The following is an 11,509-nucleotide window of genomic DNA, read 5'->3' as shown; positions in this document are numbered from 1 at the left end:
TTGGCCGCTCGGGAACCCCTCCAATGCAACGGCGCTGATAATAGCAAACTGCGTATTTAAGTAAAGAAAAAAGCTAAAGAAATTTGAAATAAAGCCGATAAATATCTACCAGTTATCATAATCGGCTAAAGACTATGCAAATCGATGATTTGTTAATCACAGAGAGTCAACTAAAGACTAGGCTAAATAAAAGTGTGCATGAAAATCGCAGAGGCGAATTCTCACTTTTATTAGCGATGCTATCGCACGATGTGCTGGATTTTAGTCAATTTCACTTGCCAAAAAGTGAAACGCATAGTGCTTATGTAGACGAAGAACAGTTAAGGGAGCGCTTTGGTGCTGGACCAAAGCAATTATTAGCTCCCGAAAAATTTGATATGACCATAGGGCAAGAGCACGCGTCGATGATTGTTCAACAAGGCGAGCAAGCAGGCATGAAAGCAATAAAATTAAGCCACTGCTTAAAGCCTGAGCCACTAGCGATTAGAGATGACAAGTTACATATTCCTTTAACAGTAATCGATAATTGTGAACTATCAGTACGCAGGCGCTTAAATGACACGCACACCGCGCTTGCAAGTCCACAAATGGACGCCGCAGCATTTTATGACGATTTAACTAATGAGGCTATACATAAGCCATTGCTTGTTGCTAACGCATAAAAATAATTTAACACTTGTGCGTTTTAAAAGCCTAAAACACCTTATATTTAATAACCGGTTATGCAATAAAATAGAACAATTCTTTTTTTGTTTAAAAAAAGCATCCACAAATTAAATGCAATTGCTATAATGGCTGCAAATGGTATGACTTGAGTGCCATTATCATTAAATCAAGGTAATTAGGAACGTAATGAAGAAAACATTCACGCTAAATCATGAGAAAATCAAATACCCTCGTATGGTTGATGCTGCAAAGCATGAAGTGAAAAAATATTTGAAAAGAGAGCGCAATAAAACGCTACCTGTTGAAGCTGATTACTGGGCGTTTGACTGTAAGTTTGGCACAAGTGCCGATGATGCCGAAGTTGTTCACGTAGCTGAAATTAACAACAAGATCAGCGAAATCGAAAAGCAGGCGCTTACTTCATTCTATGTTGAGATTTTAGCTAGACCTGCGCAGCGTGAATCGTTCGATCTAGATGATGATGAATAACCAATAGCAATATTGTAGAAAATGGACCTAGATGGTCCATTTTTGTTTATGGCAGTTATTAACGTGTTTAGTGGTATAGAGTAGCGCTTAAATAAAAAGCTATTTTATGCTAAGTGTTTAGCTTATTTTATACACTGTGACACTTTTTATATTTTTTACCGCTTGCACATGGGCAGGGGTCGTTTCTGGCAACTTTTATATCGGCGGCCGGATTAATAATACCCTCTAAATAACGCCATTCACCGTCCTCTTTTATAAAGTCTGATTTCTCATCTAATTCACAATATAAGTTTTGGTAAAAATAATACGCGTTAAAGGCAACATAACCTCGCTCATCACTTTGCTGCGTATCGCGCACAACTAATTTTACAAAGCGGCAGCTATTGGCAAAGTCAGCAATTTCATTTACTGGGTTTTGTGCTTGTTTTTCTTTGGCGTAAGTTTTAAATACATAAGATGCATTTTTTAATGCATAAGCACTAAAGCGCGAACGCATTAGTTGCTCAGGTGTTGTTGGGGTTTTTATATCAAGATGATAAGGCTGGCAACAGTCGCCATAATTAAGCTGACTGTTGCATAAGCAAGCGCTAGTACTAGTTACACTCATAAAATACTAATTAACATAAATTAAAAATGCATTTTACCAAGCTTATTGAGTAAGTGATATTGCTGTAGTGCTGGTTTTTTTAGTAAAGCAAAATAGCTTAGCGCTTCTTTTGTTTAAATTAAGCGATAAATTAACAAGCTGCTGCTCACTTACTATATCTGTCCACGTAATAATGGCTGCAAAGTTCCCATTATGAAGTGCTGAATTAAGTACATACTCTAAATTTACTAAATGCTTTTGTCTTATTACAAGCAGTTTGCTGGTATCTATAGAGCAGCTATCTAGCAAGGCTTTACTAGGCACATGGTCGGGCGCAATCAGTAAGGTCCACGCGTTAGAGCTATTGTATTGGTGCAACACTTTTAGCATCTCAAACGTAGCAGAAATTTCATCTTCTACTTTTATTAAGTTTACCGACTCACTTTCATTATGTTGTTGGTAGCTTTTAACGGTTCTTACGGTAATTGGCTGTAGCATAGGTCTCACTCACTGGGTTTATATACAGTACATGTATACAGTAGTTTATACAGTTGTTGTGTGCAAGCGTTTTTTGTTATTTTTTATACAGTTAATGGTTTTAAAAAATAAATAATAAAAATAACACTTTAAAAACAGTGTGTTATAATTTAAGTCGTGTAAGTGAAAGCTGAGGGTGTTTGCAGTACTGTATAAAGTGTAGCAGCGTTATACAGTACTTAAGGGATGGCTATACAGTTATTTTAGTGTGTTTTACAGTGCTTAGCTGTTAGCTATACAGTAGTTAGTCATTTTTTGGGATTAAGTGGGCAAACTGAATTTGGTGGATTTGCTCATACAAACTGGCTGCATAGCACTGAGCGTCTTTAAGACGTTTGGTGTCGATATATTTTCTTAAATCATTTAAAGCAGCGGTTGCCGGTTCATAGCCTTGGCTGCTGGCTAAACTCAGCCATGCTGCTGCGTGAAATACGCTTTTTGGTACGCCTTGGCCTTTGACAAAAAATAACCCTAAATAAAACTGGGCGCGATGATTTCCGGCCATTGCGGCAAGGCGCATCCACTTAGCTGCCAACGGTGCCTGGTTATGCTTTAAATAATACAGTGCTTTGTTAAGTGTTGTTTGCTCACTTACATCACTCTTGTTTTCAGCGCTGTGGTTTGTAGGCTGTGTTACAAAATCTAAAATATTGTTTAATTGCTGCTCTAAGTCTTGTCCGCTAGGCTGAGTCTTATTCATATATTTTCTTTTTTATAGTTTCTACGTCAACAGTTTAGTATATCGCAAGGTAAAATGTCCTGTTTATACTTAATTTTATGGTAAAATCACGTCACTTTTTACTATCACAAGTCTATTATGCTCGAAGCTCTATTTAAACTCCGCGAAAACAACTCCAATGTGCGACGCGAAAGCATTGCTGGAATCACTACTTTCATTACTATGGTTTACATTGTATTTGTAAACCCTGCAATGCTTGCGGAAGCAGGCATGGATCAAGGTGCTGCATTTGTTGCTACCTGTATTGCGGCTGCTATTGGCTGTTTTATTATGGGATTGTGGGCTAATTACCCTTTAGCACTTGCGCCGGGCATGGGTTTAAACGCATTTTTTACTTACGGTGTTGTACTGGGCATGGGTTATAGCTGGCAAGCTGCATTAGGTGCGGTATTTATGTCTGGTTGTATATTTTTAATATTAAGTTTGTTTAAGGTCAGAGAGTGGATAATTAATGCTATCCCTCTGGTTTTAAAGCAGGCTATTGCCACTGGTATTGGTGCGTTTTTAGCGTTAATTGCGCTTAAAAATGCAGGCATTATTGTTTCAAGCCCAGCTACATTAGTACAGCTTGGCGATATTACTTCGGCAGGTCCTTTATTAGCTATTTTAAGCTTTTTTGTCATTGCTGCTTTGCTTTATCGTGATATAAAAAGCGGCGTACTTATTAGCATTTTGCTAGTAACGGGCATTGCGTTAAGCCTCGACTTAGTTGAGTACCACGGCGTAATGTCAATGCCACCGTCTATTTTACCTACCTTCATGCAACTTGATTTTGCAGCAGCCTTTGAGCTTTCTATGCTGAGTGTAATCTTTGCGTTTTTGTTTGTTGATTTATTTGATACATCAGGCACGTTAGTTGCTGTAACTCAAAAAGCAGGCTTAGCCGATGAAAAAGGCAATATGCCACGTTTAGGGCGTGCTTTAAGTGCCGATAGTACAGCTACTATTGCGGGTGCAATGTTAGGTACTTCTACCACTACTTCTTATATTGAGTCTGTGGCCGGTGTATCGGTTGGTGGGCGTACTGGCTTAACAGCTGTTGTTGTGGGTATATGCTTTTTACTAATGATGTTTTTTGCGCCGCTTGCGCAAATGGTGCCGGCTTATGCAACAGCGGGTGCTATTTTATACGTTGCGGTATTAATGCTGCAAAACCTTAAGTTTGTAAACTGGGATGACATGAGCGATGCAATTCCGGTAAGTGTGGTACTACTTATGACGCCGCTTACATTCTCTATTGCGCACGGTATTGCTCTTGGTTTTATATCGTACACTGCGGTTAAAGTACTGTGTGGTAAACGCGATCAGGTTAGTATTAGCGTGTGGATTTTAACAGCGTTATTTATTATCAAGTTTGCATTTTTATCGTAATAGCTAATACCCATTCTTTTAGCTAAGAGGCTTAGTTTGAGGGTGGGTAAACATTTATTATTTAGTGTCTATCGCTCATGCCGCTGCGTTGTTATACCTTGCGTATCTATGTTGTGGTAAATGAGCGTTTATAATGTAGTTAGCGCTAGGTAGTGCCTCAAAATACGTTAGTATTTACCCATTGGTAAAAGCTTAACAGATACAAAAAAGCCCATAAATTATGTATGGGCTTTCTTTTGGGTATTTAAAATTACCATTTCTTTTTAGGTGCAAATAATACGTCTAAGTCATCTTGCTCTGCTTCTGCTTTTTTCTTCAAGGCAGTGGCATTTGATGCTTTTAGTTCGGTGCTTATTTCTTCTAAATAGGCTTCAACTTCTTGGCGTTTTGCGTTTACGTATTCATCAGAATAGGTAACGGCACTAAGTGTGGCATAGGCTTTTTCAAAATATTGCCTAGCAGAGCCCACCATGCTCGCTGAGCGAGCAGATAAACCGCGTTTAATTTGGCTTTCTATATTAATTCTGAGTTGTAACTTTTCTAGGCGTTTATCTTCTGCTGCAAATATTTGGCTATCTACACGGCCTTTACTGTGTTCAGAGCGCATAATAACTCTAAGCTTTTTTATGCCCTGAATTAACGAGACTAACTGCTTATCGTTACTTGGTAACGATAAATTGTCGCTGCTATTACCTTGTACTGCACCACTTAGCTTTTCTTTAGCTTCGTTCATTCTGCTTTTTAATGCTTTAGAATTAGGTGAATGGTTCACCATAGCGTTAAGTGCTTCGTAACATCTACGTTGTAAAACGCGTATAATGTTTTCAGAAAGCGGAATATTAGCGCTATTCATAAGTGCTTCTTCGGTTTCTTCAATTATCGCTTTTTGTTTTGTTAATTCTTTGCGACGTTCAATTTCTTGCTTTTCTTTATGCTGCTGTACAGCGCTTACCCACAGTGCAATCACTATCAGTGCCACTATAAGCACAATTATAATCGAAACGATCATGGCTTAATTCTCGGATTCATAATCTATTTTTTTATATTACATCAAATATATGCTTTGAGGGTAGCTTTGCGCTGATTAACTTAAAAATATGTTAAAAATTAGATATAAGAATAATGTATTATAAGTTGAACCTGAATAAACATCGCTATCTGCAGCGGGTTTATTATGCTAGCCTTAATGCTTAAATAATGAAAATATACGTGCTTACTTTGCCAAGTTTTAACTAAATTAAACTTGGTTTTGCTTAGTATTACCATCATATAAGCTTAATAATAACGTTAAAAACTGCAACCATGAAATTACAACAACTTAGATACATCGTAGAAGTTCAAAACCATAAGCTAAACGTATCAGCAACTGCTGAGAGTTTATTTACCTCACAGCCTGGTATATCTAAACAAGTGCGCATGCTTGAAGATGAGCTAGGTGTACAAATTTTTGGCCGCAGTGGTAAGCATTTAACGCATGTAACGGGGGCCGGCGAAGAAATAATTAACATTTCTCGCGAAATTTTATCTAAAGTCGAAGGTATAAAAGCGGTTGCTAATGAGCATACGCTGCCTGATCAGGGTAAACTAAATATAGCCACAACACATACGCAAGCACGTTATGCTTTGCCAAGTGTTATTCAGGGCTTTATGAAAAAATACCCAGCTGTTTCGCTGCATATGCATCAAGGTACACCACAACAGATTTCTGATGCAGCAGCGCGCGGTGATGCAGATTTTGCCATTGCAACTGAAGCACTTCATTTATACTCAGATTTAGTTATGCTGCCTTGCTATCATTGGAACCGCAGCATTGTGGTGGCAAAAGATCATCCTCTAGCACAAAAGGCCGACAATTTAACCGTTGCCGATATAGCGCAGTATCCGCTTATTACGTATGTATTTGGGTTTACTGGGCGCTCTGAGCTTGATAAAGCATTTAATGCGCACGGCCTTGAGCCGCACATTGTGTTTACTGCAACCGATGCCGATGTAATTAAAACTTATGTAAGGTTAGGGCTAGGTGTAGGTGTAGTCGCTTCAATGGCCGTTGATCAATTAAGTGACACAGATTTAGTGTGTATTGATGCCAGCCATTTATTTGAAGCTAGCACAACTAAAATTGGCTTTAGAAAGGGCAGTTTTTTACGTACTTATATGTATGACTTTATTGAGCGTTTTGCCCCGCATTTAACTAAAGAGCGAGTAGAGCGAGCAAGCTTATTACGTAATCAAGAAGATGTTGATGCGTTATTTGCCGACATAGAACTGCCGGTAAAATAGTAAGACTTTAACTATATAAATACTAAAAAACCGCGTATTGCTAAAATACGCGGTTTTTTGTTTTTATACGCTTAACATTCAATAATGTTTACCGCTAATCCACCGCGAGCGGTTTCTTTATATTTGGTTTTCATGTCGTTACCGGTATCGAGCATGGTTTTAATCACTTTATCAAGCGACACCTTTTGCTCGCCACTGCCACGTATTGCTAGGCGAGAGGCATTAATTGCTTTAATGGCGCCCATGGCATTGCGCTCAATACACGGTACTTGTACCAATCCGCCTACAGGGTCGCAAGTTAGGCCTAAATTATGCTCCATGCCTATTTCGGCGGCGTTTTCAACATGTACTACATTACCACCAACAATTTCGGTGAGTGCGCCGGCAGCCATTGAACAGGCAACACCTACTTCACCTTGGCAGCCTACTTCTGCGCCCGAAATAGAGGCATTTTTTTTGTATAAAATACCAATCGCCGCTGCGGTTAATAAATAGCGTGTGGCTATGTCGCGGTCCACTTCTTTAATAAATGTGTGGTAGTACATTAAAACGGCCGGCAATATACCCGCAGCACCATTTGTTGGCGCCGTGACTACGCGCCCACCTGCGGCATTTTCTTCATTTACAGCTAAGGCAAATAAATCCACCCAATCCATTGCTCTGAGTGGGTCATTACTCACTTCTACATTTAGCTTTAAATACAAACTAGGTGCACGGCGTTTAACTTTTAAACCACCTGGTAAAATTCCCTCAGTGCGCATGCCACGTTCAATACAGGCTTTCATTACTTGCCAAATATTAAACAGCTCGTCTTTAATATCGTCTTCTTTGCGCAGCGTTTTTTCGTTATGCATCATTAAAGTAGATACACTAAAGCCTGATTCTTTACACAGCTCTAGTAAATCTTTTGCACTTTCGAACGGGTAAGGAGCCGGGTTTTGTTCGCGTATATCAAGGGCTGCTTGTTTTTCGTTTTCAAATTCTTCATCGGTAACAATAAAGCCGCCGCCAATAGAGTAGTACACTTTGCTATATACTTTTTCGCCATTGTTTGAGGCAATAATTTCCATTGCATTAGAGTGCTTAGGTAAGGTTTTGCGGCGATGAAAAACAATAGCCCCTTGCTTAGGAAAGTTCGCTTTATGGGTTTGGTTGAGGTATATCACTTGCTCTTTTTCAATGGTGGCAAGGATATCGTCAACTAAATCGGCATCTATTGTTTCTGGGTCGTAGCCGGCAAGCCCTAATATAACGGCTTTACCAGAGCCATGGCCTACGCCGGTTTGACCCAGTGAGCCATAAAGCTCTACCTTTATATCGGTAACAGAGGTTAAAAGTTGTTGCTCTTGTAGGTCATTAACAAATAAGCGCGAGGCACGCATTGGGCCAACGGTATGTGACGACGATGGGCCAATACCAATGCTAAACATATCAAATGCACTGATCATATTATGGGTCTCTACTATATTTACTCAGCCCTGGAGCTGTTCTTTGAACGGTCGAGTATCATAACGTTAATTCTATATTATGTAACTATTTGCCAATAAGTTTTAAACTGGTAGGGCAAGCTGTTTTGTAAAGTTTTTTATAATGCTAGCCGTTGCTCCCCACAGTAATCCGTGCGGTGTACTAAACCCTTGCAAGTTGATGTTTTTGCCAAATCGCTGAAAAGGAATGGGCTGCCAATTGGCCTCGTTTGAAAGCGCAGTAAGCGACAGTAAAAAGCTAGCTTGCACTTCATTATAATCATTCTCCCATACTGTGTGTTTATCAAGTAAACCTACAAATGGGCTAATGCTAAAGCCCGTTAGGGTAGAGTATTGCGGCAGCTGACCGAGCACTGTGACATGACTTGGCGCTATATTAAGCTCTTCATGTAGTTCTCGAAGTGCTGTGGTACGCAGGTGCTTATCGCTTTGCTCAAACTTACCGCCGGGTAAACAAATTTCCCCAGGGTGGTGATGTAAATAAGTAGGGCGTTTGCACAATAAAATATGCGCGTGGTTATCAACATCAATAATAGGCAGCATAACCGCACTGGCACGCTTTTTACGGGTATCTTTTATTTGATTTGGCGCGGCAGTAGGGCTTAGCTGAAACCGCGCCATAATATGTTCACTATTCAAAGCGTTCTACTGTTTTAATAAAGGAAGTATTTTATTCACTTTATCGTATGTTTCTTGGTATTCCAATTCGACTTTAGAATCAGCAACAATACCCCCGCCGGCCCAGCAATAAATATGCTCGTTATGACAAACCAATGTCCGAATTGTAATACTGGTGTCCATATTACCGCAGGCGCTTAAATACCCTATAGAGCCACAGTAAATACTCCGCCTATGAGGCTCTAGCTCTTCAATTATTTCCATTGCTCTAATTTTCGGTGCACCGGTGATTGACCCTCCGGGAAATGCAGCTTCAAGTTGATCAACACACGTTTTATTCTCATCGAGTTCGGCCGTGACAGTACTGACTAAGTGATGAACAGCTGGAAAGCTCTCAATAGCAAACAGTGATGGCACCTTTACAGAGCCAGGCTTTGCCACTTTGCCTAAATCGTTACGCAGTAAATCAACAATCATTACGTTTTCTGCGCGGTCTTTGGTTGAGTTTTCAAGGGCCCTGGCTTGTTGTTGGTCTGCGATGGCATCGGCCATACGTGGCAAAGTGCCTTTGATAGGTTTTGTTTCAACTATGTTGTCGTGAACTGCAATAAAGCGCTCGGGCGATATTGATAAAATGGCACCTCCTGGGTGGTTTATGAAGCTCGAGAACGGCGCTTTATTTGCTATACGTAATATTTTATAGGCTTGGAAAGGATCGCCTTTAAAGCTAGCACTAAAGCGCTGCGCGAGGTTGATTTGATAGCAATCACCACTTTTTAAATAATCTTGTATTTGCGAAAATTTATCAGCGTATTCATGTTCGCTCATATTTGATTGCCAATCACTGGTGAGCGAAAACTGTGCAGGCGCTACATCGTTTGCTAAATATTGCTGGTAGAGCGCTAAACGATTCACTTCAGGTTGAGAAACGTAAAACCAGCTTTGCTGGTGTTTATCAAATATCAGCGCATCTAAATAAAGGCCAATGGCCATTTGTGGCAACGTTATATCGTGTTTTGCCGTGCGTGGCATGTGCTCAATAATACGCCCTAAATCGTAACCAAAATAACCAAGCCAGCCGCCAGTAAAAGGCAGGTTATTAGCGGCTTTTTGCGCGCTAAGTTTACTTAGCTCATCGTTCATTATTTTAAAGGGGCTACGCGAGTCAAGTTGCTGATTAAATACGCTTTGATTGTTGTTTACTTCTAAAATAGCGTGAGGCTCTATTGCAATAATATCAAAGCGACTATTTATGTGCTCGCTATTAGCTGAGTCTAGTAATACGGCATAGGGTAAATACGCAAAATGCGCGAAAACATCAATGCAGTTTTGTGTTATGGCTAATTTTACACAATTTTTTTCATTGTTTAGCATTTACTGCCCCTTTAAGAACTGGCTCGAAACGGGCTGGGAGGGTATCATAAGTCAAATTTTTTTGGCAGCGTTTAGTATCAAATCTACGTTGTAATTAAAACAGTGCAAACCACCGTCACCGGTTTGGTATAGATTACGCTTAAGCGTAACGCTAACTTAAGGAACCACTATGAGTACAATCCGTCAGCAAGACTTTATTGATAGCATTGAAGATGCGTTGCAATATATTTCTTTTTATCATCCCCTTGATTTTGTTCAAGCGCTAGAAAAAGCCTATAACAAAGAACAAAGCAAGGCTGCAAAAGATGCAATCGCGCAAATTTTAATTAACTCGCGTATGTCGGCTGAAGGCAAGCGTCCATTGTGTCAAGACACGGGTATTATTACCTGTTTTGTAAAAGTAGGAATGGATGTTAAGTGGGATAAAACAGATTTAACTGTACAACAAATGGTTGATGAAGGCACACGTCGCGCATATTTAAACCCAGATAATCCACTACGCGCTTCTATTGTAGCTGACCCTGCAGGCACGCGTAAAAACACCAAAGACAATACCCCATCAGTTGTTCATATTGACTTAGTGCCAGGTGGCGAAGTAGAAGTAATGGTTGCAGCGAAAGGCGGCGGCTCAGAGAACAAAAGTAAAATGGTTATGCTAAACCCATCAGACGACGTAGCTGCATGGGTAGAAAAAACGCTACCGACGATGGGTGCAGGCTGGTGTCCGCCTGGCATGCTAGGTATAGGTATTGGCGGTACCGCCGAAAAAGCAGCGGTAATGGCCAAAGAGTCGTTAATGGACCCTGTTGATATTCATGAGCTAATGGAGCGCGGTGCACAAACGACAGAAGAAAAATTACGTTTAGAAATTTTTGAACGTGCTAACAAGCTAGGTATTGGTGCACAAGGTTTAGGTGGTTTAACAACGGTTGTTGATATTAAAGTAAAAACTGCACCTACACATGCGGCATCAAAACCTGTAGTGATGATCCCTAACTGTGCTGCTACGCGCCACGTACACTTTACATTAGATGGATCAGGCCCTGCAGATTTAAAAGCGCCTAAGCTAGAAGACTGGCCAGAAGTCACCTTTGAAGTAGGTGAAGGAACGCGTCGTGTTAATTTAGACACGCTAACTAAAGAAGATACTCGCGAGTGGAAAATGGGTGAAACTATTTTACTCTCAGGCACTATTTTAACAGGCCGTGACGCTGCCCATAAACGCTTACAAGATATGATCAATTCAGGTGAAGGTTTACCTGAAGGCGTAGACTTCGATAATAAGTTTATTTATTACGTTGGCCCAGTTGATGCTGTAGGTGATGAAGCTGTAGGCCCTGCAGGCCCTACAACCGCAACACG

At 40.3% G+C, this 11,509-nt stretch carries 12 protein-coding genes; 5 read left to right on the top strand and 7 right to left on the bottom strand.

Translation table 11 applies throughout. The features are described 5' to 3' along the window. Positions 1-134 precede the first annotated feature (134 nt). Positions 135-662 carry a VC2046/SO_2500 family protein gene (locus B2R65_RS17880; protein WP_286744898.1) on the top strand — a complete coding sequence of 176 codons (528 nt, stop codon included), beginning with the start codon at positions 135-137 and terminating at the stop codon, positions 660-662. A 190-nt stretch (positions 663-852) separates the two neighbouring features. Continuing rightward, positions 853-1,155 carry a DUF6172 family protein gene (locus tag B2R65_RS17875; protein WP_004589192.1) on the top strand — a complete coding sequence of 101 codons (303 nt, stop codon included), beginning with the start codon at positions 853-855 and terminating at the stop codon, positions 1,153-1,155. A 127-nt stretch (positions 1,156-1,282) separates the two neighbouring features. Here the strand turns inward: B2R65_RS17875 and B2R65_RS17870 are convergent, their stop codons facing one another. The 3 genes from B2R65_RS17870 to B2R65_RS17860 form a co-directional block, all read right to left on the bottom strand. Next, positions 1,283-1,762: a YchJ family protein gene (locus tag B2R65_RS17870; protein WP_286744894.1), complete on the bottom strand. Its 480-nt coding sequence runs from the start codon at positions 1,760-1,762 to the stop codon at positions 1,283-1,285. A 42-nt stretch (positions 1,763-1,804) separates the two neighbouring features. Further along, the gene (locus B2R65_RS17865; RefSeq protein WP_029774255.1) at positions 1,805-2,239 is read right to left on the bottom strand and encodes a SulA-like leucine-rich domain-containing protein; all 435 of its coding nucleotides are present in this window, start codon (positions 2,237-2,239) and stop codon (positions 1,805-1,807) included. A gap of 283 nt (positions 2,240-2,522) precedes the next feature. Then, positions 2,523-2,978, bottom strand: a complete 456-nt coding sequence (locus B2R65_RS17860) for a tetratricopeptide repeat protein (protein WP_054983083.1) — start codon at positions 2,976-2,978, stop codon at positions 2,523-2,525. A 117-nt stretch (positions 2,979-3,095) separates the two neighbouring features. Here B2R65_RS17860 and B2R65_RS17855 point away from each other — a divergent pair, with 117 nt between their 5' ends. Continuing rightward, entirely contained in the window at positions 3,096-4,388 is a 1,293-nt protein-coding gene (locus B2R65_RS17855) for an NCS2 family permease (RefSeq protein ID WP_004589400.1), read from the top strand. A gap of 250 nt (positions 4,389-4,638) precedes the next feature. Here the strand turns inward: B2R65_RS17855 and B2R65_RS17850 are convergent, their stop codons facing one another. Next, a complete protein-coding gene (locus tag B2R65_RS17850) occupies positions 4,639-5,397 on the bottom strand; it encodes a hypothetical protein (protein WP_126007531.1) in 759 nt (252 codons plus the stop codon). 293 nt (positions 5,398-5,690) lie between these two features. Here B2R65_RS17850 and cysB point away from each other — a divergent pair, with 293 nt between their 5' ends. Beyond that, the gene (gene cysB, locus B2R65_RS17845; protein WP_024032357.1) at positions 5,691-6,668 is read left to right on the top strand and encodes an HTH-type transcriptional regulator CysB; all 978 of its coding nucleotides are present in this window, start codon (positions 5,691-5,693) and stop codon (positions 6,666-6,668) included. Positions 6,669-6,739: 71 nt separating this feature from the next. Here the strand turns inward: cysB and B2R65_RS17840 are convergent, their stop codons facing one another. The 3 genes from B2R65_RS17840 to pabB all read right to left on the bottom strand — a co-directional run bounded on the left by B2R65_RS17840 (position 6,740) and on the right by pabB (position 10,147). Then, a complete protein-coding gene (locus B2R65_RS17840; RefSeq protein ID WP_004589403.1) occupies positions 6,740-8,116 on the bottom strand; it encodes an L-serine ammonia-lyase in 1,377 nt (458 codons plus the stop codon). Positions 8,117-8,218: 102 nt separating this feature from the next. After that, complete coding sequence (locus B2R65_RS17835) at positions 8,219-8,794, bottom strand: NUDIX hydrolase (RefSeq protein WP_055016575.1); 576 nt, start codon at positions 8,792-8,794, stop codon at positions 8,219-8,221. Between the two features lie 6 nt (positions 8,795-8,800). Continuing rightward, positions 8,801-10,147, bottom strand: coding sequence for an aminodeoxychorismate synthase component I (gene pabB, locus B2R65_RS17830; RefSeq protein WP_286744884.1), 1,347 nt, complete (start codon positions 10,145-10,147; stop codon positions 8,801-8,803). Positions 10,148-10,316: 169 nt separating this feature from the next. On the opposite strand from pabB, the gene B2R65_RS17825 reads away from it, so the two are divergent. Next, the coding region (locus tag B2R65_RS17825) for a fumarate hydratase (RefSeq protein WP_286744881.1) at positions 10,317-11,509 on the top strand (1,193 nt) is incomplete at its 3' end.

The organism is Pseudoalteromonas sp. UBA2102 (genome assembly GCF_002331165.1).
GTDB lineage: Bacteria > Pseudomonadota > Gammaproteobacteria > Enterobacterales > Alteromonadaceae > Pseudoalteromonas > Pseudoalteromonas atlantica.
This window is presented reverse-complemented; position numbering and strand designations above follow the sequence as displayed.